Raw genomic sequence first — 24691 nt, 5'->3', positions numbered from 1 at the left:
CCACCACGTGACTTCTCAGGTGCTCTCTGGCCCGGGAGGCCGGGGCCGGCTCAGGCTCTGTGCTCGTTCGACGGGTCGGCGCCGCCCGCGTTCCGCAGGCTGTGGAGGGAGCGCGGCGCCTTCGATGCACGAGCCCGAGGAGTCGAGCGCCCGTCCGTCGCGATCCGGCGGCCTCCTTGACGGCGATCGGCGCCCCATGGGATCGTCGGACATGCAGGCCGAGGCGCGATTCTCCGAGGCGCGCAGCGTGCAGCGCGCTGCTCGGCGCCCGGGTGGTCCTGCCGTGGGCGGGGCACCTCGGTGAAGCTCGAGGAGCGTTGATGCTGGCGCCGAACGATCATCCCCCCTCTTTCTCGTCGGCGCCTCCGAGGGTTCACGCCGCGTGCGTCGGTGTCCTGGTTGGCCCCTGCGTCGTGCTCGCCGTCCTCGCGGGCAGGGAAGTGGCCGTCCCGTGGTTCGTGATGGAGGCGGGCTTGCTCGTCGCGCTCCTCTGCGTCGCCGCCGCGGCCCGCAGCGCTGCGCTGCGCGTCTCTCTCCCCCTCTTCGTTTTTCCGCTCGCGTACCTGTTCTTCCGCATGACCCGGGAGGGGATGACGTGCCCCGACATCCCCCCTTCCTGGTACGCATGGCGAGAGTGGTTGCCGATGATCGGGCGCGTGTTCGGGCTCCTGTCCGCCGTCGTCGGCGCCTTCGGGGCGGTGTTCTTCGCTGCCATGGCGAGCACCATGGTCCGCGTGCCGCCGCGCGCTCTCCACGCGGTGAGCGTCGCCGTCCTCGCGCTGACCACGGGCCTCCTTGCCGTATCGACCGCTCACGCCGTGCGAGAGCCCGATCCGGAGGATCACATCGCGTCCCTCCCGACCATCGGAGTCGTCCCGCCCATCGAGGGGGAGCCCTCGATGATCGACGAGGGCCCGTCGGACCCGTCCGGACCGCCCCTCGTGACGCGCATCCACGACGTGACCATCGGCCGGCTGGGCGTGCGCCGGTTGTGCCCGAGCCTGTCCGAGAGGTGTTTTCTCGATGTGGAGGAGGCCGGGAGGCCTTTCGACGCTCACCTCGTGACGTGGCTGTCTCAGCGCGGCACGTACACGATGGTCGACCCCGAGGCGTGCCGGCAGCAGCCGGGCTGGGTCAATCCCCGCGATTCTTTCATCATCCGCCAGGCGTCGCCGCTCGTTCGCGAAGCGTCTCTGTTCGCCAAGGACCGCGAGCTGGGCGAGCTGCTCATGCTCGACGGAGCGATCTACGATGCCCATCGCGGCGGCGAAGCAGGTCCGGTCGTCCTCGCGGCGCCGCGGTTCTTCGCGATGCCCGCGTCCATGCGCCTCGTCGCAGGCGTGATCGGCGCCCACCGGCGCGCGATCGCCGTCGCTGCCTGCGGAGCGCTGCTCTCCCTGGCGCTGCTCCGCCATCGCTGGCGCGCCCGCCGCGCCCTCGCGCGGATCGCGGGGGCGCGGGCCGCGGTGCTCGCGGAAAACGGCTGGCTCGACTTCGCGGACGGCTCGCCTCCCGTGCGCGCCGCAGACCGCGGCTTGCCGCCCGGACCGGTGGTGGTCCTCGGACCGACGTCCGCGGGCACGTACCGCGGAGGGGCTCTCTCCGGCGCCGAGATCGTCGCCGGAGAGCAGGCCCGGCTGCTCGAGCGAGGGAGCGCGCGGATCGCGCAGCTCGACGTCCTCGTCTTCTTCGTCGCGGTGCTCGCGCCGCTGCCGCTGCTGACCGTCGCGGTCACGCTGGGCCTCTGGTAGCGCCCTGCCCGCCGTTGCGCGCCCCATGCGGGTGCTAGGGTGGCGCTCATGTCGAACGCGCTCCGAGCGACGCTCCTGAGCCTCTTCGGCAGCCTCGCCCCGAGCTGTGCCTCGCCGGGCCTGCTCGCCGCGACGGCGGCGCCCGAGGCGCCCGCCGATCTCGTGATCTCCGCCGGCGTCGTCCGGACCATGGACCCCGGGAACCCGCGCGCCGAGGCGGTCGCCGTGCGCGGCGAGCGGATCGTCTTCGTGGGCAGCGCGGCCGACGCGAAGGCCTTCGTCGGGCCGGGGACGCGCGTCGAGGAGCTGCCGGGGCGCGCGGTCGTGCCCGGCCTCGTCGACGGGCATGCCCATCTCTACGGGCTCGGGGTCGCGCTGGAGACGCTGAGCGTGCGCGGCGCGAAGAGCGCCGAGGCGGCGGCGGCGCTCGTGGCCGAGGCGGCGAAGGCCCGCCCGAGGGCCGAGTGGATCACCGGGCGCGGCTGGGACCAGAACCTCTGGCCGGGCGCCGCGTTCCCCACGCACGCCCCGCTCGACGCGGCGGCGCCGGAGCACCCGGTGGCGTTGCGCCGCGTCGACGGGCACGCGCTCTGGGCGAACGCGGCGGCGATGCGCGCGGCCGGGGTCGGCCGAGGCACGCAGGATCCGCCGGGCGGGCGCATCCTGCGCGACGCCGCGGGCGAGCCGACAGGCGTCTTCATCGACAACGCGATGGGCCTCATCGAGGCCGAGGTCCCGGCCGACCCGCCCGCCGTGCGCGAGCGGCGCATCCTGCGCGCGGCCGAGGCGGCGCTCGCGTCCGGGCTCACGGGCGTGCACGAGATGGGCATCGGCGACGAAACCGTGGCCGTCTACCGCGCGCTCGCCGCCGCCGGGCGGCTGCCGATCCGCGTCACCGCGTACCTCGCCGGCGAGGGGAACCTCGATGGGCTGAAGGCGCGCGCGCCCGACGTGGACCCGACGGGCACGGCGATGTTCGTGCTGCGCGGGGTCAAGCTCTTCGCGGACGGCGCGCTCGGCTCGCGCGGCGCGGCGCTGCTCGCGCCGTACGCGGACGAGCCCTCGACGAGCGGGCTCCTGCTGATGGATCGCGAAGCGCTCGCGCGCGCAGCGCGGATCGTCGCGGACGCGGGCTTCCAGCTCGCTGTGCACGCGATCGGCGACCGCGCCAACCGCGCCGTGCTCGACGCGTTCGAGGCGCTCGGCCCGGAGCGGGCGGCGGCGCTGCGGTTCCGGGTGGAGCACGCGCAGATCCTCTCGCCCGACGATCTGCCGCGCTTCGCGGCGCTCGGGGTGATCGCGTCGATGCAGCCGACCCACGCGACGAGCGACATGCCGTGGGCGCCCGCGCGGCTCGGCGCCGATCGCCTGAAGGGCGCCTATGCCTGGCGATCGCTCCTGTCGTCGGGCGCGCGCGTCGTGTTCGGCTCGGATTTCCCGGTGGAGGACGCCTCACCGCTGCTCGGCATCCATGCCGCCGTGACCCGGCAAGATCTCTCGGGCCACCCCCCGGGCGGGTGGATGCCCGAGGAGCGCCTCGACCTCGACGAGGCGCTCCTGGCCTTCACCAAGGCGCCCGCGTACGCGGCCTTCGCCGAGGGCCAGCGGGGCCGGATCGCGCCTGGCTACGTGGCCGATCTGACCGTCCTCGGCCGCGATCTCTCGCCCGATCGCTCGCTCGTCGACACGCCGATCGACATGGTGGTCGTCGGCGGCCGCGTGGCGCACGCCCCGGCGCCGCGGTGAGCGGCGCGCGCTGCGCTTCGTCCGGACCGCCATGAGACCTCACGGCCGACGCATGCAAACGACGAACGAAAGGAGGAATGAGCACCGATGCTTGCACGCTACCAGATCGTCCGCGGGCGCCGTCCGGAGGGTGATCCGCTGCCAGAGGGCAAGCGGTACGACACGCGCAAACACACGCACCACGTCCTGAGGCCCACCCCGGAGATCGTCGAAGAGTTCCTGTCGGATCCCTCGCAAGCTGGCTTCAAGAGGTTTCGCGCCGCCTACTTCGCGGTGCTCGACAAGAGGTTTGCGGAGCAACGACCGTACTTCGACGCGCTGGCGCAGGAGGCCCTGCAAGGCGACGTGTTCCTCGGCTGCAACTGCCCCACGGCGCGCCAGCCCGAGGTCCGGCATTGCCACACGTGGCTGGCGCTGGAGTACCTCGCCCGCAAGTACCCGGACCTGGACGTGAGGTTCGATGCGCGGTGAGCGGCGTTCACTCACGCCCGCGGCGAGCGAGGCCGCTCGGACGTCGCGCGTTCGCAGGGTGCGGCGAGGGCCCCGCGGTTCAGCGCCGCATCCGTGAGCAACAGTCGTCCGCCTCGGGAGCGGCGACCGCGGGCCGCGCGCCGCTCGAGTCGGACAGGTCGTCCTGCTCGTCGGGGTAGCGGATGCGCTCGTCGCCGGCCTTGGCGCGCAGCCCGGTGCTGCGCCCCTTGGGCTCCTCCCATTCCTCCTGGCGCCCGAGCGCGGTAGCGCCGGCCGACTCCGACGGGGTGGTCACGGGGCCTTGGTCGGACGGACACCGCGCGGCGCGCCCCCGCCTGGCGCCGTCCGTCGCAACATTGGCGCCCGACGCCGCTGCCGCAGCGGCGCGCCGAGCCCATCCTTGCGTCGATCCCGGTGAGGCGCCGCGCGCCCCCGGGATCGAGCCCCCCGCCGAGGTACGCCATGAGCCAGTTGCCCCGAGGCCCGCGCAGCCGACTTCTTACGACCTACAAGTTCCTCACCCGTCCGTTCGAGCTCCTCACGCATTGCGCCGCCACCTACGGCGATGTCTTCAACGTCCCCGTGCTCAGCGGCGACGTCGTGATCGCCGGAGGCCCCAGGACGGTGCAGGACGTGATGACGGCGCCGCCCGAGACCTTCCTTCCCTTCGCCACCAAGGCGATCGCGCCGCTCGTGGGGGAGCACTCGCTGCTCATGCTCTCGGACGAGCGCCACAGGCGCGAGCGGAAGCTGCTGACGCCGCCGTTCCACGGCGATCGCATGCGCGCCTACGCGGCGGCGATGGCGGACACCACCGCGCGACGGCTCACCGAGGCGGCGCGCGCGCCCCGCGCCATCGCCCAGGAGCTCACGCAGGCGATCTCGCTCGACGTCATCATCCGCGCCGTCTTCGGCGTGGAGGAGCCGTCTCGAACGAGCGCGTTCGCTCGGGCCGTCGTCGCCATGACCGACGCGCTGACCCCGGCGCTGACCTTCCTGCCGCCCTTGCAGCGGGAGCTCGGCGGCCTCGGCCCCTACGCGCGCTTCCGCCGGCGCGTCGGCGACCTGGACGCCCTGTTCCGGGCGCAGATCGAGCGGGCGCGCGCGGCGCCGGGCGACGACATCCTGAGCCTCATGGTCTCGGCCCGTTACGACGACGGATCGCGCATGAGCGATCAGGCCATCTTCGACGAGCTCCGGACGCTGCTGTTCGCCGGGCACGAGACCACGGCGCTCGCCCTCGCGTGGGCCCTCGATCACGTGCACCGCCACCCCGGCGTCCTCGCGCGCCTCCGCGACGAGATCGACGCCCTCGGCCCGGAGCCCGACCCCGAGCGCCTCGCTGCCCTGCCCTACCTGGAGGCCGTGTGCAAGGAGGCGCTGCGCATCTATCCGATCGTCACCGAGTCCCCGCGCCTCCTGGCGCAGCCGTTCCGCCTCGGCGAGCACGAGCTCCAGCCGGGAACGGGGGTGGCGCCCTGCATCCTGCTCGTGCACCACCACCCCGAGCTCTACCCCGAGCCGTCCCGGTTCAGGCCAGAGCGCTTCCTGGAGCGCAAGTTCTCGCCGTTCGAGTACCTGCCCTTCGGCGGCGGACACCGCCGCTGCATCGGCGCGGCCTTCGCGATGTTCGAGATGAAGATCGTGCTCGGCGTGGCGCTGTCAGCATGGGAGTTCCGCCTGCTCGACGAGCGTCCGCCCCGCCCCGTGCGCCGCAATCTGACGCTGAGCCCCTCGGGCGGCGTCCCGCTCGTCGTACGCGCCCGGGACCGCAGCCGTCTTGATGCCGTCGCCGCCTGATCCTGGCGCGAGGAGGCGCACGGGAAGCCCCGGCACGGGAGCGCGCCACCGTGGATGCGACGACACGGCGGACATGGAGGAGAGCGAGAAGATCACGACATAAAACCTCCGTGCTCTCAGCGCTTCGGCGATCGTCGGGGGTGGTTCTGGAATAGAGGGGCTCCCCCGCTTGCCGCATCGCCCCCATGCCGAGACGCCTCCTCCGCTCGACCGCCGCCTCCTCTCCCTGTGCATCTCTCTCTGGACCGGTCGTGCCGATCGGCGCGGCCACGGGCGCCCCTCGGCAGCGCGCCCCGGGCCCATCGCGTCACGCGCGGCCGCTCACCCGGCTCGGATGGGCTGCCGCGCTGCTCCTGGCGGCGCCCTCGTGTGAATCGGTCACCCCCTCGGGTTCGCCGCGCCCCTCCGCGGCGGCGCAAGCCCGGCTGGAGCTGCACGCCGGCGATGCCGACGTCTGGGCCTTCAGCGCGCGCGTCCAGGGCGCCCTCGCCGGAGCGGGCACGCTGGAGGACTGCGCGATCCGGGTGGGCGGCGACGTGTTCCCCGCGGCGATCGAGCAGCAGCGGTTCTTCGCGGACGTCCCGCTGCTCGAGGGCGAGAACGAGATCGTCGCGCGCTGCCGGGTGGCGAGCGCGGGCGACCTGGACTCTCCGCCCGTCACCTACCGCGTCCGGCTGGAGGACACGCCGCGCGCCCGCGCCCGCGCCGCGCTGGCCGGCGGCAAGCTCGTCCTCGACGCGACGAGCAGCGAGCCCAGCGAGCGCTCCCGCGCCGACATCGTCGCCTTCGACTGGTTCCGCGTGCGCGGCGGCGCGGCGCCGGAGCCGCTCGGACAGGGCGCTCGCCTCGAGCTGCCGGCGCCCGACGCCGGCGGTCAGGCGCTGGTCGAGCTCAGGGTGCGCGACGAGCGCGGCCGAGGCGACGCCGCGCGGGTCGCGCCGCCGCTCGAAGCCGCCTCCGGCAGGGCCGCACCGGCGTGGATCGACGACGCCGTCCTCTACGGCGTCGTACCGCCGTTCTTCGGCGATCCGCCGCTCCGGAGCGTCCGCGCCGCCCTCCCCGCGATCGAGCGGCTCGGCGTCACGGCGATCTGGCTATCTCCACTCTTCGCCGCGCCCGAGGGCGACTTCGGGTATGCCGTCACCGATTACTTCAGCGTGCGCCCCGACTACGGGACCGAGCAAGATCTCCGCGAGCTCGTGGACGACGCGCACCGGCGCGGCCTGCGCGTGCTGCTCGATCTCGTGCCCAACCACACCTCGGCCGAGCACCCGTATTTCCGGGAAGCCGAGCGGCGTATGCGCCACGCGCACAGCTTCGCCTTCTACGATCGCGACGACGGCGGGGAGCCGACGCATTACTTCGACTGGGAGCACCTGCCGAACCTGAACTACGACAGCGCCGAGGTGGCGCGCTGGATGCTCGAGGCGTCGCTGCACTGGGTGCGCCGGTTCGACATCGATGGCTATCGCGTCGACGCCGCGTGGGGCATCAAGCAGCGGCGGGGCGAGCTCTGGTCCCCCTGGGCCGCCGAGCTCCGGCGCGTGAGCCCGCATGTCGCGCTGATCGCCGAGGCCTCGGCGCGCGATCCGTACTACCTGCAGAACGGCTTCGACGCGGCGTATGACTGGACCGAGGAGCTCGGACACTGGGCCTGGAAGGACGTGTTCGGCGCGCCGCGGGGCATCGCGGCCCGGCTCGGCGCGGCGCTCGCCGCCACGGCGGCGCGCTCCGCGCGCCCCGAGCGCACGCTCAGGTTCATCAACAACAACGACACGGGCGCCCGCTTCGTCACCCGCCACGGGCCGGGCCTGACGCGCGTCGCCGCGGCGGCGCTGCTGACGTTGCCGGGCATCCCGTGCGTCTACACGTTCGACGAGCTCGGCGCCGAGTACGAGCCTTACGGCGGCCTCGCCCCGGTCTCACGGCCCCCGCGCGGCCAGCTGGCGCGGCATTACGAGCAGCTGATCCGGCTCAGGCGCGGTGTCGCGGCGCTCCGGTCGCCGGGACACATCACGGTGCACGCCGGGGGGCCGGACGACGAGGTCTTCGCCTATGTCAGGCACGGTGACGACGCGTCTCGCTTCGCGCTCGTGGTCCTGAATTTCAGCGAGCGATCCGTGAAGAAGCGGCTCACCGTCCCGGAGCCGTTCGCCGCCCACGCGCGAGGCGGCCTGCGCGACGCGCTGAGCGGCGCCGGCGCGCATCTCCGGGCCGGCGCCCTCGCGCTGGACCTCGCGCCCTGGGACGTCCGCGTCCTCGTGCCGCGCTAGGACGAAGAACGAACCCCGCGCGTCAGCTGGGCGCTCCTCGCGCCCTGCCGCGCCGGGCCACAAAAAAACAGAGCGCCCATTCGACGGCGGGGGGGGGAAGCCGTCACGGGCGCTCTGCCGTGGTTACCTAGCAGGACACGGGCCAGGGCTTCTCCGTACTTATTTCAAGGACTTACCCATCAGGAAGTCCCTGAAGCTTTCGATCCTGAGAGCTCCGCTTGCAGACCTGACGGATGCGCTCGCGTCGCGGCCCAGGGCGGGGTGCGGTGGCGGTCCAGCGCGATCACCGCTCGTCGTCGCCGGGCTCGACGCTCGCGCCACGTTTCGCGCCTTTTCACGGAGCTCGTGAGCGCCTCGCTTCAGGTCGTGATTTGCTTGCGCGCGACCAGGAGCGAGCGGCCGTTCGAGCCAGGTGGGAGCAGCTCGATGTCCGTGAAGCCGGCCGCGGCGACCAGCGCATGCAGCTCGCTCGGGCGCAGGCTCGCGCCGTTCGAGGCGAGGAGCAGGCATAGCGAAAGCATGGCCGGCACGACCGGGCCGGGGACGTCGTCGGAGAGCAGCGTCTCGCTGATCACCACCCGGCCGCCCGGATCGAGGGCGGCGTGCACGTTGCTCAAGATGAGCGCGCGTTCGTCGGCCGACCAGTCGGCGAGCACGGCGGACAACAACACGACATCGGCGCCGCCAACCTCGCGCGCCCATGCTGCATCGCGCGCGTCCCCGGGGATGCAGCGAACGCGCTCGGATGCGCCGGCACCGCGGATCCGCCGCTCGGCATACGCGCAGGCGAGCTCGAGATCGACGAGCGTGATCGCGAGCTCGGGTAGCGCGGCGGCGAGCTCGAGCGCGACGGCGCCTCCCCCACCGCCGAGATCGACGAGGCGACGGCTCGACGTCAGGTCCACGCGCGCCGCCAGCTCGGTCCCGGTCCCCGCGCTCGAGCGATCCATCGCCGCCAGGAAACGCTCGAGCTCGGGCGCGCTGTTCGCCATTGCCCGGTAGCCGTCGTCCTCGCCTCGCGCGAACGCCCACAGCGACGCCTGCGGCCTCCCGGCGCGGATCGAAGCCGGCAGGTGCGCGAACAGCGCGTAGAAGTGCTTCCATTGGTGACTCAGGACCGGGACCAGCGAGGCCGGACCATCGACCGTCAGCGCCGCGCGCGCCAGCTCGGTCGCGCGATAGCCGTCCTCCGTGCGATCGAGCAAGCCGAGCGCTGCGAGAAGCTCGAGCAACCGCTCGAGCGGAGCGGGCGCTGCGTCGAGGCGCGCCGCGAGCGCCGCCGCGATGGCAGGCCCGCCCGCCGTCGCGTCGAATACTCCAAGCTCGACCGCCGTGAACAGGCTGGCCGACAGCGCGTAGCCGACGACGAGACGCTGGAGCTCCGCAGCCTCCACTACGCCACCCGTCCCTTCCTCGGGGCGCCCGCGCGCTCCAGCGCGGCCGCGAGGGCGTCGACGACGAGATCGCACTCCTCCTCGGTGCAACACGGGTGAGGCCCGATCCGCACGCCGGCATTCGGGCGCGCGTCGACGTCGATGCCCTGCTCGCCGAGCGAGTCCACGACCGCGCCCGCGACGGCCTCGTCCATCGGCACGCACACGAAGCCCCCGCGCGCGGAGGCATGCGACGGCCGTCGCATGAAACCCGCCGACGTCGCGGTGCCCGATCCATCCCGGATAGGCGGGTTCCCATCCCGCGGCGAGCTCGGGGCGCACGTAGGCGAACGCGAGGCCGGTCCCACCGCCGCACATCCACTTGTAGAGGCCGCCCACCAGCACGTCGGGATCGAGCACGCCGACGTCGATCGGGACCACGCCGACGGCCTGGAACGCATCCAGGATCACGAGCGCACCCGCGCGCCGCGCCGCCGCCACGAGCCGAGCGGCATCGAGCAGCGCGCCGGTCCTCGGCGACACCATCGCGATCGCGATCGCGGCGACGCGCTCGTCGAGCACGGCGGCGAGCTCCTCGGGCTGGAACCCACGACCGTCAGCCGGCGCGATCTCGACGATCTCGAACCCGCGCCGCTCCTGCGCGGCCCACAGGTAGCGCGACGAGTGAAAATCGATCGTCGAGATCACGATACGCCGGCGCTCGCCCCTCGGCTCGAGGCACGCCGCGATCGTCCCCTGAGCCGCCGTCGCGCTGCCGTGCAGCCCCACCGACCCCGGCGCGGCGCCGAGCAGCTCCTCGATCGCGCGTGTGGTCTCGAACATCGCCTGGATCCACGGGCCGATCGAGCGGCTGCGAAGGTGGAGCGTGCGGACGTACTCGTCGAGATCCTGCTGCACATCGCGCGGCAACGGCCCCAGGCACTGCGACGCGAAGTAGCGCCGCTCGCCGAGCAGCGGGAACCGCGAGCGGGCAGCGAGCACGGCGTCGGTCATCGCGGATACCAGAGCTGATACATGGCGTCGAAGAAGCGCCACGACGCACGCGCGACGGCCTCCGCGCCGCGCCACGCGCGCTCGGCCTCGCTGGCCCCCGCCGGGACGAGCCTGGCCAGCTCGCGCGCCTCGTCGACGTGCTCGATCTCGAGCTCCTCGTGCAGCGTGAACCACGGCATCGCATCCGCCGCGATGAGCTCCTGGCGGCGCAGCAGGTCTCCTACGCGCGCGTCCACCTGCCGGCCGTACACCTCGATCAGGATGCTGGCGCCGATGCCCACGTGGGGATCGGGATCGGCGTAGACCGCGTCCAGCTCCTCGAGGAGCTGCCGGCCCGGCGCGAACATGTCGACGCCGTCCTGTTCCGGCGGCCGGTGCGCCTCGAGCGCGGCCACCATGCGCTCGAACAGCACGCGGTGGGCCTTGTTGTCGTAGTCGCCGTGGCCGAGCTCGTCGTCGAGCTGCTTGGCGAGGACCGATCGCGCACGGTCGTCGCTGATGCGCGCTACGACGGCGGCGAGCCGGCGCGGAAACGGCCACCGCAGCGCGGTAGCCATCGGTGGCGACGGCTCCCGCGAGGTAGCGCTCGACGCGGTCGCGGACGACCTCGTCGTTCGGCAGGTAGTGCGAGATCGGGACGTGCAGCGTCGCGACCCCGGGGCGCGCATCGCCGGCCACGAGCGAGAAGCAGGAGCCGATCGGCTTCGACAGGAAGGGGCCACGGTGGCCGACCACCGCGTCGAAGTACGCCGTGGCGGCACCCGGCGTGTACGTGCGCGCCGCGGCGAACGCCCGCTCGAGCTCATCCGCCGTCACCGCGTGGTGGCGGTAGTAGATCTTGACCCGCGCCGTCGGGCCATCGCTCAGATCGAGCGAGAAGAACGCGAGCCGATCGAGATCGGGACCGCGCTGCCCGGCGACCGTGGTCAGCGCCGACCAGGCGGAGCCGAGCCGGAGGCGGTGCAGCGCCTCCTCGACGAGCGCCGCCGCGCGCGCGGGGCCGCGCACGTTCGGGTTGACGTAGACCTTGAACTCGGGCGCGCGGCCCGGCCAGAAGGAGACGGCATGCCACAGCGCGAACACGCCGTCGGGGTCGTCGGGGAGAAACAGGTCCTCGATCGCGGCCAGCCGGTCGGTGGCGGCGCCGTGCTCGCGGGCCAGCCGCGCCGTCAGCGCCCGCGCCGCGCGCAGGTTGGCGGCGTTCGACGGTGGATCACCTTGCGCCTCGAGCAGGATGCGGAGCTCGGGCCGATCACCGCCGACGACGAACGACAGCTCGAACGGCGTGTGATCGTCGCCGATGTCGGAGGCGTATGACGGCCGGCGGCCGACGGGCCGATCACCCCACGGGCGCAGCAGCCGTTCGAACAGCGCGATGATCTCGTGCTGGCGCTCTTCGAAGCCGAGCGCGCGGCACACGGGGAGGAGCAACGATCGGCCGAGTTCGATGTGGGTGGGGCCTTCGTGCGAGTGGATCATGGTACGTCTCGTCCTGTGATCACGTGGGCGCAGTCCCGTCGGTGATGCGCAGCCCGCGACCGAGCCGGTGCTCGGGATCGAACCGTCGCTTCGCGGCGACGACCTCGGGCCAGCGCTCGCCGTAGTGCCGGCGCCAGTCGTCGGGGGTCAGCTCCACCGCGCTGATCGGGTAGAGCGTCGCGCCGATCGCGAGCGCGCGTTCGTAGAGGGCGCGGTTGTCGCGCGCGAGATCGGCCGCACGCGCGGGCGTCCCCGGGACCGCGTTGCGGAGCACGTCGAACAGCAGCAGCTGCTCTGCGTCCGGGACGCGACACAGCGGCGCACGCAGCCGTGATCGTGCGAGCGGGGTCAACAGCACGAGCCCGCCGCCGAGATCCGCGCGCTGGAGCGCGGCCAGCTCGGCGGCGATGAACGCCTCCGCGCGGCCGGCGGGCACGATCACGTCGATCCACGGGTGCGGCACCGTCCACATGCCCGCGCGCTGGAACTCGGCGACCACCGCGTCGGTGCGCGCGACGAATGTGGCGAAGTCAATCCGACGATGCCTGTCGCGCGAGATGTTCGGCGTCGAGCCACCCGAGCGCGTTGATGAGCTCGAGGCGCGAGCGCACGCGCAGCTTGGCCTGCGCATGCGCGAGATGCGTGTTGACGCTGGAGACGCTGATCCCGAGCTCGTAGGCGATCAGCTTGTTCGAGTGGCCGAGCGCGGCGTACCCGGCGACCTGGCGCTCGCGCGTGCTGAGGACGCGGGCCGGACGCGCCGCGGGATCGTTGCGGCGCGCGATGAGAAAGCGCCGGCCGTCGCTCTCAAAGCGCTCGAGGAGCGACCACCGGCCTGCGACGAGCCCCTGCCAGATCTCGACGGCCTCGTCGGCGTCGCTCCGGCGCAGCGCGCCGCGCGCACGGTCGATCGCCAGCGCGGCCCGGCGCAGCTCCTCGCGCATCGGCGCGGGCTTGGCCGCGATCTCCGCGTGAAGCACGGATCCATCAGGCGCGAGCACGGCCTCCGCGGTGTCGCGCGCGACGAGGCTCCGCAACCGGAGGCCGGCCGCCATGTGGGCGGACAGTCGGGTCCACAGCTCGCGCCGGCCGGCCGCGAGCCGGGTCTTGCGAGGCAACGCGAACCCCAGCACCGCGAACCGCGGCCCGGGATCCGCCGCGATGAGACCGAAGCCATCGCGCGCATCGACCGATCGCAGCCTCGGGCGCTCGTCGACGGGACGCGCGAAGTGGTCGCTGAGCAGCGCCACCGGGAACGAGCGCAGGCGTCGCCAGATGTGGGCGTCGTCGAGCGCGAGCGCCTCGCGTACGACAACCTCCGGGTAGCCACGCAGGTCCGCTGCGAATGCACGGAACGTCGCGCGTTGCTCGTCGAACTCGGCGATGAAGGCCGCGACGGCGCGCGCCGAGCCCCAGGCCGGGCCCGCGGCATCGACGATGCCCTGGAGCCACGCTTCGTTGCCCCCTTCTACCCGGTACGCCGCCTCGATCACGTTGACGAAGTCGAACCGCCGCCGCATCTGAACCGCTCCACAATCGTATCGCGATAGCGCCGCAACCTCCGCGTGACGCCCGTCCAGATCCAGGCGGCCGGCGACGAAAGCCCCATGCGCGCCCGCTCTCGACGCCGACAAGCCGAGGAATCCCGACTACTTCGCGTGGACGCTCGAGCTCTCCCGCCGCGGCAGCGTCATCGCGATCGACAACGTCGTGCGCAAGGGGGCGGTCATCGACCCCGAGAGCGCCGATCCCAACGTCCAGGGGGTGCGCCGCCTGAACAAGCTGCTCGCCGCCGAGCGACGCGTGAGCGCGACGGCGATCCAGACCGCGGGCAGCAAGGGATACGACGGCCTCGCTGTCGCCCTCGTCACCGAGGATCCGTAGCCGCAGCGGCCGAGCCTCTGCCGGGCGCTCCTCGCGCCCTCCCGCGCCGGCCCACAAAAAACAGAGCGCCCATTCGACGGCGGGGGGGAGCCGTCACGGGCGCTCTGCCGTGATTACCTAGCAGGACACGGGCCAGGGCCTTTCCGCACCGTTTTCAAGGATTTACCCCTCAGGAAGTCCCTGAAACTTTCGATCCTGAGATGATCGCTTGCAGACCTGGCGGATGCGCTCGCGCTGCGTCCCCAGGGCCGCGCGATGACGGTCCAGCGCATCACCGCTCGTCGTCGCCCGGAGCGACGTCTTCCGCCGCCTCGGCATCGGGCTCACCCTCTGATGAGCTGCTGCGCGGAGCTCGCGCTCGAGGAATGCTTCGGTCGCGTCGGTCGGGGGTGGCATGAGCGCGGAGAGTCCGGTGATGCACGAGAACGTGGAGGGCCTGCGGGCGGCTCTGGAGCAGCTCCGGATGGTGACGGAGCGGATGGCCGCCGCGGTCACGTACTGCAGCCGCGACCTGCGTTACCTCTGGGTGAGCCCGGAGTACGCCGCGTGGATCGCGCGGCCCGTAGCGGAGATCGTGGGGCAGACGATCGTCGAGGTCCTCGGCGCACAGGCGTACGATGATCTCAAGCCGTACTTCGACCGTGTGCTCCAGGGAGAGCGCGTGGAGTATGAGCAGCAGCTCCTCTTCCGAGGCCTGGGCCTGCGCTGGATCAAGGCGATCTACGTCCCCACCCACGACGCACACGGGACGCCGGATGGCTGGGTCGCCGTGGTCACCGACATCACGCGCCGCAGGGAGCTCGAGGAGATGCTGCGGGAGTCCGATCGTCGCAAGGACGACTTCCTCGCGATGCTGTCGCACGAGCTCCGCGGCCCGCTCGCGCCGATCCGCAATGCGGTGGCCATCATGCGCGTCCTCGGCCTGGAGGATCCAAAGTTCGTGTACGCGCGCGACATCATTGATCGGCAGGTCTCCCACATGGCGAGGCTCGTCGACGATCTGCTCGACGTCTCACGCATCAGCCGGGGGAAAATCGCGCTCCAGCGGGAGACACTGGAGCTGGCTGACCTGGTACAGGAGGCGGTCGAGGCCACCCGCCCGGTCATCCAGACCCCTGGACACACGCTCTCGGTCACCCTCCCGGCCGAGCATCTCCGGATCGAAGCGGATCGGATCCGCATCCTCCAGGTGATCGTCAATCTGCTCACCAACGCCGCCAAGTTCACGCCGCCGGGCGGACGCATCGGGATCGAGGTGAGCCGCGCGGAGACCGGAGAAGCCGTCATCCGGGTGACGGACACCGGGGTGGGCATCGAGGAGGCGATGCAACCGCGCGTGTTCGAGGCGTTCGTGCAGGAGACATCCGATCTCGCGCGCTCCCAGGGCGGGTTGGGCGTCGGCCTCTGGCTGGCGAAGCAGCTTGTCGACCTGCACAGCGGGCGAATCGACGTCGAGAGCGCGGGACGGGGGCGGGGGGCCGCGTTCACCGTGACGCTGCCGGCGCTCCCCAGGAGCGCGCGCGAAACGCAGCCGGCCGGCCTGCGCGAGCCGACCGCCGGGAGCCCGCTGCGGATCCTCGTCGTCGAGGACAACCTGGACACGGCCGAGAGCCTCAAGATGCTCCTCGAGCTTCATGGCCACGAGGTGTGGATGGAGCACGATGGGCTCGCTGCGATCCATGCGTTTGGCCGTCTATGCCCCGACATCGCCTTCATCGATCTCGGGCTGCCGCTCCTCGATGGGTTCGAGGTGGCGAGAAGGGCGCGCCGGGAGCACGGGACGGCGGGCTGCCTGCTCGTGGCGCTCTCCGGCTACGGCCGCGACGAGGACAAGGCCGAGGCGCGGCGCGCCGGCTTCGATCTTCACTTGACCAAGCCGGCCGACACAGAGGCCATCGCCGAGCTGCTCGCCAAGCGCTGCGCGGCGCGCGGTGGGGGCGCGGACCCGTGACCGCAGCGGCCCAGCGGGCGCTCCTCGCGCCCTCCCGCGCCGACCCACAAAAAACAGAGCGCCCATTCGACGGCGGGGGGGAAGCCGTCACGGGCGCTCTGCCGTAGTCACCTAGCAGGACACGGGCCAGGGCTTATCCGTACTTGTTTCAAGGACTTACCCATAGGGGAACCCCTGAAGCTTTCGATCCTGAGATGGTCGCTTGCAGACCTGGCGGATGCTCTCGCGTCGCGACCCCAGGGCCGTATGGCGGCGGTCCAGCGCGATCACCGCTCGTCGTTGTCGCCTGGATCGACGTCTTCCGTCGCCTCGGCTTCCGTCTCGCCCTCGTCCGCCTCCCCTTCCCCGGCGGATGCAGCACCGCCAGAGGTGGGAAACGGCGCGTAGCCTTATCTTGTCGGTGCCGGCGTACCAGTACTTGCATCCCCACGATGCGGGAGGAGTGGCTGCACCGCCTGATGGATGCCTTCGAGCGGCTCGTCCGCGAGCACGAGTTCTTCAGCCATCCCTTCGATGGTCAAATGGGGGAATACCTCGGGACCCGATTGCCACGCTAACCGGGATCTGCACCCATCAACGTTGGGGGCCTATAGCGGTCATGGCATACCGGGCGGAAACGGACGCATCTCGTGTGGCGAACGTGACGACGGGCGTGGATCAGTGGAAGTCGATCGTGACAACCCGCAAGCCACTGATCGAGGTCGTGCTCGAAGCTAAGTTCGCAGCGAACTTGCGCAGGTGCTCGGCAATGCCTTGAAAATCAAGCTTTCCGAGCGAGGGCTGCTCCCAGTGCTTCCGTGGTCCTGAAGAACACAGAACGAGGACGCCGTACTTGGAATTGTTCGCCTTCATGTACGTGCCCACGAGCTGATCACGAATCGCCTCTTCCAACTGAGGAAGGGTCCAACGTTCCGCGATCTTCACCTCGAGCGTCACCGGTCCTTCGCAGCGAGGATTCGCGACTCGAATGTCCGGTTTCTTCTTTCTGGTGACCTCGGGTTCACGAGCGACAGTGTACTGCTGACGGCGAGCGTCCTCAAGGCGTTGAGCAAGAAGGTTCTGGACAGGCTCCTCCAGGATGGGCGCCTTTGCCGGGCTGTAAGCGTCCCGAACGCTGAAGTCGTCGTGAGCGAGGTTCAGCCGAATATCCTCAAGGCGGTTGAGGACAATGCCAAAGAGTTGCGCGACCGTCGTGGGTTCGAGAACAAGGTTGCGCACGAATGCTGCGGCCTGCGTGACCGTCAGCGCACGTGCGGTCGCATCATCAACCGCCCGCACTGCGGCGAGGTGCCGGATCCATTCGGCCCCCTGGGCGAGCCACGGCTCCGTCGCGAGGTGCTCCAAGGCCTCGACGGTCGGGGTCCCTTCCACGCCAGAGAGCCAGGGCAGGAGAGCCGCTCGTAGGTCCTGACAGTGGTCTCGCCGCTCGACGATGTGGGCCCCCTGGTGGACAATGTCGTCCGCCGCCCGGATGTACCTGAAAACTATCGGAATGAGGCAGATGAGTGCGTCCCGATTCGACTTCAGCGGGACGCGTCCTTGCGCCGAGCGCGAGTCCGTAAGCATCCACAGCCGCGAGAACGTCTCTTCAGCGAGTTCGCGCGGCCCGGGGTGCGCGCCGAGGAGTGCCTCGAGCGCGGCGAGAGCCGGCATAGCGTCGAGAGCGAACCACTGACACCACCAGATCGCAAACCGCGCCGGATCGTTCGCCGAAGCCCGACAACGCTGCTCAGCCAGCGCGATGAACTGTATGCGAGGGATAGCGCTCACGCCATCAATAACATCGAGAGTATCCTGGAGAACGCGAACGTACGGAGGGTCGCTGACCAGGAGCAGTTCGGTGAGTTCCGGAGCGCATGCTTGGCGAACAGCTTCTGGCGCTCTCGAAATCTTGTAGAGGACGCGTCCAAGCTCAGGCTCTTGCTTCGGCGGGAGCGCTGCATAGTCAAGTTGAATCGGTGGCCTCAGAACATCTCGAACGAGCTGCGCATGATCTCGCGCCACATTCTCGAACCATTCGGGAAAACGATTCAGACTCCATGGGGCATACTCAACGACGGCGCGCTGGAGCTCGTAAGAGAGCGTCGACACGCTCAGGCCATCGGCGACGTCGAGAGCGATGCCCAGGAGCCCGATGATCGCGTGAAATGGAACCGAATGAGGCTCATGGTCTTCAATGCGTATAGGGCGATTGATCCGCCAGAATGCCTTCAATCCCCGCCGGGTAGCCTCAGCAACTGCTGAGCCATAGCGCTCCGATATTGCCGTGAACGAAATGGTGCCACGCCCTCCGGGCTCTCGAGATCGGCACCGTTCAAACAGGTGAAGCAGCACATCAGATCGCGCGCCGGCAGCGATCTCCGGAAGGATACTATTCAGGATTTGCCGATTCGACTCCAAGGTACGTGTTTCACGAAGAGCTCGGGCACGCTCTCGGAGTCTCATGCGACTGAATGCTTCGCGGGGCACATAGAATGGCGGATTCGCTTTTCGTTGAAGCTTTCGGACCAATGCCTTGTCGCCATGTGCCGCGTCTGACTCCTGTGCGATGCGGCTTAGCACGGCTTCTCTTTGAGATGCGTCTTCGATCCCTCGCTGTGAAAGATGCCATAGACAGTCGAAGGTCAACGCACGCTCTCGTGACTGAGCACGCAATAGGGCGTCTTCAGCAAGCCATGCAAGGTCTTGCGTTCCAAGTCGCGCGCATGCTGCTGTCGCATCCCAATACGTCCGAGCTTGTCGCCGCTGCTCGTCCTCGAATGCACCGATCGCACGCCAGAAAATCGCACGACGTAGCTGCGGATGTCGGTCCAGAGCCGCCGAGACATGAGGCATCGGAGGTCCATCAGGATGGTACCGCGCCTCGTCAATCAATTCGAGCGCTTCTGGTGCCTCGTCCGGAAGGGGTGTTCCATCCTCCACGATAAGCCCCAGGAGTTCGGCAACGCATTCCGCAAGCCAGGCTCCTTGCGGTTCGAGCACCGGTCGACCTGGGCTGCTTGCGGGGGCACGCAGAAGGAGAATAAGACCTGCGAGGAGCTCTCTCCGTTGGTCTGGTGAGCATCGTTCCGGAAGCTTCGGCACGAGGACATCGATACTCGTGATCGTGGATCGCGGTAGACGCGTCACGCGCTGCAGCAGCGCAACCGCGTCGGGTACCGCGAGAAGAGTTGGGAACAATGCTTCCAAGAGAGCGGCTGCCACCTCGGGGTCCTGAGCAGCGGAGGCCGTCAGGAGGTTCGCCAACTGAGCGCGGTCAGCATCTCCTCCGGAATCACGAACCGCACGAATCGCAGCAAGACGAACAATAACCGACGTTGCAGGGCTGAGGGCAATCGTTAGCGCCACATCCGTGAGAATAGCCAGACGACCTTTCGCGATCAGACGCAGGAGGAGCTCACGTAGATGCTCGGGTTCTCCCGACGCAGTCAGAAGCTCTCGAATTGTCGTCGTGAGCTCAACGCATGCGAATCGTCGAAGACCGATGGAGTCGAAGTGATGGAACACGCGTTCGCGATCACGGAATCTATCCGCGTATGCGCGGAGGATGTTACGCCGCTCATCCGCGGGAATGCCTGATGGATCCCCCTCATCGACAAGGTACTCGGGGGCGATCCGAGTTGCGAGTCGTCGAATCTCCGGATCGAAAAGCGCGAGCCACGCGAGGATCGCCGTAAGGTTCCGCGGAACGACCGTGCGTCCGGAGCTTTCACGAAAGAAAAGGGCATTGAGATCGCTACGTGGGAATCCGTCCTTCAGCATCTGCGCGAGACGCGCGGCGGCCAGGTACTCGTGGACGGTACGGTGGTGCACGCGAACACGGCCGTATGTTGCTTCATCAAAGAGACCGCGGGCGAGCAAATCTTGGAGCTCCTCGTTTCTCCAGTCGCTCAACACATCCTTCGGGTCGAGCGCATCAACCGCGCGCGGATCAACGTCGTCCCCAGGCACGAGGAAGGCGCTGCGCCGAGCGAGCGATGCCACGAGCGATATAGTCGCCGCGCCGTCTTTGGCCCTTGCGGCAGCGATCAGAGTTGGCCGCCCCTGTTTCTCTTTGAGTCGCTCATCGATATTGAACTCCACGAGATCGCGAAGGCTGCCGAGTCGACCCTCCGTGGTCCAGTAACGGCTAAGCCAGCGCACGTCGAGCGGTCGCTCGAGGAAAGACCAGGCATTGGCATCGCGAACGGCTTGAAGGAACGCGGCAACATCAGTCATACCCCAGTGAACGCAAAGGGCCGTCACCTGTGCCTCGGTCAGCGGCGCGAGCTGGACCAAAGCGAACAGTTCGGCGCCGCGCAATGGCGGCGCCAAGCGCTCCGCGAGCGTGCGAAGCTCGGCGTCGTCGGCCGAGCGCCAATCACTCGCCCGGCTCGAGACGATGAGACGGGCTCGCGAGAGGTTGTGATCGAGTTCATCGCACAGGTTCGAGAGCGCGTCCGAAAGTGTGCGACCACGCAAGGCCGACTCGTCGACAGCGTCGAGCATGAACCACGCCTCTCCATCCGTCGCGCTCCGCCACGTCCGGAATAGCTGCGGATCGGCCGCAAGCGTTCGCTCTGCTCCGCGGGACGCTAGGGCATCGACAGGTAAAAAAAACGCCGCGTTACCAGATTGCACGATCGATGTGACGCACCCCCGAAGCTCGGCCGTCTTACCAATGCCGGCCTCGCCGAGGACGACGACACACGACTGCTCGAGCAGCTGCGCCCATCTAATCGGGCCGACGCCGAAACGCCGACGATCAGTGAATGCGATGACATTCGATACGTCGTCCGGGACGCGGACGAAGGTCCGGTCGAGGGGGATTATCTGGGATTCCTTAGGTCGATTCATGCCCGTGAGCGAGGTCGAACCTCGGCCGCCTCACTCCACGAATGAGCTGACCACTGAGCTGAACGCAAGTCAAGTAACAGTCGCATCCCGCTCTCTCGGTACGCGGGGTGACGACGCTCAACGTGGTCTCGAGAGGTTGGCAGAGGACGTCGACCGTCTCGCCCGTCGCCGCGCTCAACCCGACCGGAAGCGCCCGTCTGGGCCACGGTACCGGTCCACGCTCGGGTCGTAGCGGGAGCGCCCCTTCGCTAGCGCACCGACACCCCAGGTGGCGAGACTAAGAAGACCAAGGCCGAACAGCACATCTCCGGCCGAGGTCGAGGTGCGTGGCGGTGTAGGAGGAGCCGGAGCGGGTTGACGAAACGCAGGCGTGACTGGCGTACGTGCGAGCGCAACACGCAGCTTTTCGACAGCCTCGCGCATGCGGGCCGCTCGGAGACTCGCGTCGTACTGCGCACGCTTGGTCGGGTCGGAGAGCACGTCGTGCGCCGCATTGATCCTCTTGAAGCGATCACCTGCTGCCGGATCGCCACCGTGCAGGTCGGGGTGATGCTCCTTCGCCTTCGCTCGGTACGCCGACCTGATCTCATCGGCGGTTGCGTTCTCGGCCACGCCTAATATCTGGTAGTTGTTATTCATCGGGCCCTCCTTTTCGCTGATGGCTGCTTTTCATACTGATCCAGTTCATCGTCCCCGAGGAAGTGCGCTATCGTGGCGACCCCAGTCACCGCGGCGACACCCGCCAGTATCGAAGCCGTGCGACTCGACTTCTTCGCCTCCCCGAGTTCGTTCTGCAGATCGCCGACCCGCTTCTTGAGCTCGGAGAAGTCGGCGACTGCGCGCGCGAGCGCCCGCTGGTAGCGAAGTAGCTCCGCGGTCTGGGCCGCGTGCAGCGTCTCGAGCTCCTTGAGCCGTCCGCTCGCGCGCTCGGCGATCACGGCTGCGTTCTTCCCGCTCTCCTCGGCGACACGGCGCGCATGTTGTTCACGTTCCAGCGTCTCGTTCAGGGAGCGGACACGCGCGTCGAGATCGCGGTTCTTCTGCTCGTACTCAATGAGGCTCTTGACTGCTTCCTCGTAATCAGCACGGCGAACGAGACCCTCACCTTCGCGAAGTCGCTCCTCCGCCGTCGTCCCCCGGACGAGCTCCGCCAAATCCACGCCCAGCGCCGGCGCGAGGCACTGCAGAGCCTCTAGCGTGGGCTCGCGGTTACCTCTGATCACGCGCGAGATGAGCGATCGATCGAGCCCAGAACGCGTGGCGAGCCAAGCCTGAGACGCGTCCGGGCCGCGAGCTTCAAGTAGCTGCCGAAGTCGCTTCCCGAAGGGCAGAACTGAACCATCGTCAAGCATGCAGGGGGCAAGCTAATTGCCGCCGGCATGAAAGCAAGTACCTGGACGATGACGGTCGTCAATGACATCGTCAACCATCGGATAACACTGTATTTTTATGGCGAACCTAGTTTCGCAGAGCAATCTTTCGGGCCTCTGTGCCTGTATCCGCGGGGATCGGATGGGCGCTCAACACCTCGTTACACTCTTCGCGTGCCCGCTCGGCCTCCGTTCGGCGTCCTCGTTCCGGGCCCGTCTCGATCCCGCACGCCGCGCATTGAGCGCGCGGCTCGGCGCGATGCGCCTCTCGATTTCCGAACGCGACGAGGCTGGAGGTCGCCATCTTACGCCTCACCTGAGTACGGAAGCCCTCGTGACCGCGGGGCTCGATGCGCTTCTTCGGGCGTCCGGAACACGCGGAGCCTCGCCTCGCTCGCGGCCCGCTCCCGAAACCGTCGTGCACTGGGCGCACGCTTCTCGCTCGGCTCTCGCCCGACGGTTTCGCCATCGCTCTCGTCACCGCGGAGCCGTAACCGCCGCGGCCCGGCGCTCCTCGCGCCCTCTCGGGCCGGCCCACAAATAACAGAGCGCCCATTCGACAGCGGGGGGAAGCCGTCACGGGCGCTCTGCCGTGGTTACCTAGCAGGACACGGGCCAGGGCTTCTCCGCACTTGTTTCAAGGACTTACCCGTAAGGGAGCCCCTGAAGCTTTCGATCCTGAGATGGTTAGTTACAGACCTGGCGGATGCTCTCGCGCCGCGGCCCCAGGGCCGTGCGGCGGCGATCCAACGTGATCACCGCTCGTCGCTGTCGCCCGGATCGACGTCTTCCGCCGCCTCGGCCTCCGTCTCGCCCTCGTCCGTCGCGCCGGCCTCGCCTTCCTCCCCTTCCCCGGCGGACCCGGCGCCGCGGGAGGTGGGACGCCTTGTGGATGGCCTCCTCGTGCTCGGCGCAGAGCAGGAGGCGATCGGAAACGTCCTAGACCAGACCAGCGTAGCCGTTCCCCGCGCGGATCGCCATGAGCCGCTTCTGGCCCTGGGGCTCTTCTTGACGCAGCGATCGAAGAAGCGGAGGAGCGTTTGCCGGTGCAGGGCGGCCTCGACTGCCGGCTTCTCGAAGGTCGCGGCGGCCCGCTCCTAGTACAGCGTTCCCCAAGTTCGTCCCTGGATCGGCGATGTGCCAGCCCCGCTACGAGCTGAGCCGGCCGGGCTTACGAACAAGGCGAGTTCGTCGCTGGCCGTCGATGCAACGCCAGCGGCGCAACGTCAGCGCCGGGCCAGCTACTCGATAGGCGCGAGCGTCCAGGGGAAGTCGGTCATCATCAACTTGAGCAAGTCCTGCCACAGGCCGCGGAAGCCGGTCTTCTCCCACTTGCCGGTGTGGGTTGCGATCTCGAGCGTCCAGAGGTGGACGGTGTCACGGCGCAGTCTGGCGTGCGCGATTGGGTCGGTTTCAGGACCCGACTCGATGATCACCAGCTGCCCGTACTTCCGGGCCCTCAGGTGGGGCAGTCCGTGCGCTTCGAGGTAGGAGCGGACCGCGGCGGCGTGCTCCGGGGCGGCGTGCGGCTTGGACATCGGCCCGCACGGAAGCTCAGGCTGCGTACGATGGCAAGGTCGCCCTCCACTGGCCGCGGAACTTCCAGCGGAAGGGCCGGGCTTGGTGCGCGTTCCAGTGGCGCACGAAGCCGAGCACGCACCGGCTCAGCTCCTCGGCGGAGGCGAAGGAGGCGTGCTTGAGAACCCGACGGCTCAGGATGCTGAACCACAGCTCGATCTGATTGACCCACGACGCGTGGATGGGCGTGTAGACGAAGTGGAAGCGCTCGCCGTGCCGCGCATTGAACTCGTTCCACCTGGCGCCGTGGTGGATGTTGAGGTTGTCCCAGATGATGTAGACCTCGCCCGTGGGGTAGCGCTTCGCCACCTCGTCCATGAACGCGAGCAGATCGGCGGCGGTGCGTGTCGGTCCACAGCGCGACACCACCTCGCCCGTCTTGACGTTGAAGGCGCCGATCAGCGTGAGCGTGCCGTGGCGTTGGTACTCGAACTCCCGGCGTGCGGCTTTTCGGCTGCGGCACGGCTGCATGGGGAACCGATGCTCCAGCGCCTGCATGCCGGTCTTCTCATCGACGCACAGCACGGTCGCGCCTGCGGGAGGCTCCAGGTACAGCTTGCAGATCACCTCGACCTTGGACCGGAAGTCCGGGTCCGGGCTGTGCAGCCACAGCCGGACCCGATGCGGTCGGAGGCTGGCTCCCTGCAGCACGCGCCAGACCTCGGTGCGGCTCAGCTCCACCTTGGTCTCGAGCTTCAGGGCCTTGGCCAGCTGGTCCAGGGTCCAGACCTGCTCGAACGGGACCTTGTGCTCATCGGGGCGGCAGCAGGCCAGCTTGATGAGCTCGTAGTGCACCGCGGTCGCCACGCGCGGCGGTCGGCCCGTGCGCGGCTTGTCCTGCAGCACCGCCTCGTCCGCGATCGCTGCGACCCGGTTGCGCCACTTGCGCACCGTCTTGATGTCGCAGCCTACGGCACGCTGGATCTGCTCGTTGCTCCATCCCTCGTCGGCCAGGAGCGCGATCCGGGCACGCTGCGCTTCGCGCTGCGAGGTCTTGGGCGAACGCGCCGTCTGCTGCAGCTTCTGGCGCAGCGGCGCGGGCAGCAGGACGGTTTTTGCGCGAGCTCGGGGCACCTACGCGCGTGGGACCTGCCCCGAGCCGAGGGCTTCAAAAACGCATGCGGTCGCAGGTGACCCGGCAACCTCGCCTCGCAGAACTCAATGC

The 24691-nt window shown here is 69.4% G+C and carries 15 protein-coding genes and 3 pseudogenes; 7 read left to right on the top strand and 11 right to left on the bottom strand.

Annotated elements, in window-relative coordinates; translation table 11 throughout:
- Positions 1 to 320 precede the first annotated feature (320 nt).
- From WME95_RS17180 to WME95_RS17170, 3 genes are all read left to right on the top strand, one after another.
- Positions 321 to 1751, top strand: coding sequence for a hypothetical protein (locus WME95_RS17180; RefSeq protein ID WP_437909446.1), 1431 nt, complete (start codon positions 321 to 323; stop codon positions 1749 to 1751).
- A 48-nt stretch (positions 1752 to 1799) separates the two neighbouring features.
- Positions 1800 to 3497 carry an amidohydrolase gene (locus WME95_RS17175; RefSeq protein WP_437909445.1) on the top strand — a complete coding sequence of 566 codons (1698 nt, stop codon included), beginning with the start codon at positions 1800 to 1802 and terminating at the stop codon, positions 3495 to 3497.
- 87 nt (positions 3498 to 3584) lie between these two features.
- Positions 3585 to 3968, top strand: a complete 384-nt coding sequence (locus WME95_RS17170) for a hypothetical protein (RefSeq protein ID WP_437909444.1) — start codon at positions 3585 to 3587, stop codon at positions 3966 to 3968.
- Between the two features lie 79 nt (positions 3969 to 4047).
- Here the strand turns inward: WME95_RS17170 and WME95_RS17165 are convergent.
- A pseudogene (locus WME95_RS17165) lies at positions 4048 to 4233 on the bottom strand (DUF899 domain-containing protein); the annotation flags it as partial.
- A 197-nt stretch (positions 4234 to 4430) separates the two neighbouring features.
- Between WME95_RS17165 and WME95_RS17160 the strand changes: the two are divergent.
- A complete protein-coding gene (locus WME95_RS17160; RefSeq protein ID WP_437909443.1) occupies positions 4431 to 5768 on the top strand; it encodes a cytochrome P450 in 1338 nt (445 codons plus the stop codon).
- A 185-nt stretch (positions 5769 to 5953) separates the two neighbouring features.
- The gene (locus WME95_RS17155) at positions 5954 to 8041 is read left to right on the top strand and encodes an alpha-amylase family glycosyl hydrolase (protein ID WP_437909442.1); all 2088 of its coding nucleotides are present in this window, start codon (positions 5954 to 5956) and stop codon (positions 8039 to 8041) included.
- A 359-nt stretch (positions 8042 to 8400) separates the two neighbouring features.
- Here WME95_RS17155 and WME95_RS17150 read toward each other — a convergent pair whose 3' ends face one another.
- The 5 genes and pseudogenes from WME95_RS17150 to WME95_RS17130 form a co-directional block, all read right to left on the bottom strand.
- On the bottom strand, positions 8401 to 10428 hold the full coding sequence (locus WME95_RS17150; protein ID WP_437910994.1) for an aminotransferase class V-fold PLP-dependent enzyme: 2028 nt from the start codon (positions 10426 to 10428) through the stop codon (positions 8401 to 8403).
- Positions 10425 to 10985: an iron-containing redox enzyme family protein gene (locus WME95_RS17145; protein WP_437910993.1), complete on the bottom strand. Its 561-nt coding sequence runs from the start codon at positions 10983 to 10985 to the stop codon at positions 10425 to 10427. The genes WME95_RS17150 and WME95_RS17145 overlap by 4 nt, the downstream gene beginning before the upstream one ends.
- Before the next feature lie 79 nt (positions 10986 to 11064).
- Positions 11065 to 11907 (bottom strand): annotated as a pseudogene (locus WME95_RS17140) (tryptophan dimethylallyltransferase family protein); the annotation flags it as partial.
- A gap of 19 nt (positions 11908 to 11926) precedes the next feature.
- Positions 11927 to 12406, bottom strand: coding sequence for a hypothetical protein (locus WME95_RS17135; protein ID WP_437909441.1), 480 nt, complete (start codon positions 12404 to 12406; stop codon positions 11927 to 11929).
- A gap of 31 nt (positions 12407 to 12437) precedes the next feature.
- A complete protein-coding gene (locus WME95_RS17130; protein ID WP_437909440.1) occupies positions 12438 to 13427 on the bottom strand; it encodes a helix-turn-helix transcriptional regulator in 990 nt (329 codons plus the stop codon).
- Positions 13428 to 13527: 100 nt separating this feature from the next.
- Here WME95_RS17130 and WME95_RS17125 point away from each other — a divergent pair.
- Together WME95_RS17125 and WME95_RS17120 are read left to right on the top strand one after the other, a co-directional pair.
- Positions 13528 to 13791: pseudogene (locus WME95_RS17125) on the top strand (O-methyltransferase); the annotation flags it as partial.
- Between the two features lie 394 nt (positions 13792 to 14185).
- A complete protein-coding gene (locus tag WME95_RS17120) occupies positions 14186 to 15742 on the top strand; it encodes an ATP-binding protein (protein WP_437909439.1) in 1557 nt (518 codons plus the stop codon).
- Positions 15743 to 16399: 657 nt separating this feature from the next.
- Here WME95_RS17120 and WME95_RS17115 read toward each other — a convergent pair.
- From WME95_RS17115 to WME95_RS17095, 5 genes are all read right to left on the bottom strand, one after another.
- Complete coding sequence (locus WME95_RS17115) at positions 16400 to 20578, bottom strand: hypothetical protein (protein ID WP_437909438.1); 4179 nt, start codon at positions 20576 to 20578, stop codon at positions 16400 to 16402.
- 174 nt (positions 20579 to 20752) lie between these two features.
- Entirely contained in the window at positions 20753 to 21217 is a 465-nt protein-coding gene (locus WME95_RS17110) for a J domain-containing protein (protein WP_437909437.1), read from the bottom strand.
- Positions 21214 to 21930 (bottom strand): helix-turn-helix domain-containing protein, encoded by a 717-nt coding sequence (locus WME95_RS17105; RefSeq protein ID WP_437909436.1) that lies wholly within the window; start codon positions 21928 to 21930, stop codon positions 21214 to 21216. Before WME95_RS17105 ends, WME95_RS17110 begins: the two co-directional genes overlap by 4 nt.
- A gap of 1259 nt (positions 21931 to 23189) precedes the next feature.
- Positions 23190 to 23486: a hypothetical protein gene (locus WME95_RS17100; protein ID WP_437905973.1), complete on the bottom strand. Its 297-nt coding sequence runs from the start codon at positions 23484 to 23486 to the stop codon at positions 23190 to 23192.
- 16 nt (positions 23487 to 23502) lie between these two features.
- Positions 23503 to 24600, bottom strand: coding sequence for an IS630 family transposase (locus WME95_RS17095; RefSeq protein WP_437905972.1), 1098 nt, complete (start codon positions 24598 to 24600; stop codon positions 23503 to 23505).
- Between the last annotated feature and the right edge of the window lie 91 nt (positions 24601 to 24691).

Source organism: Sorangium sp. So ce327, from assembly GCF_051530205.1.
Taxonomy (GTDB): Bacteria; Myxococcota_A; Polyangia; order Polyangiales; family Polyangiaceae; genus Sorangium; species Sorangium cellulosum_B.
This window is presented reverse-complemented; position numbering and strand designations above follow the sequence as displayed.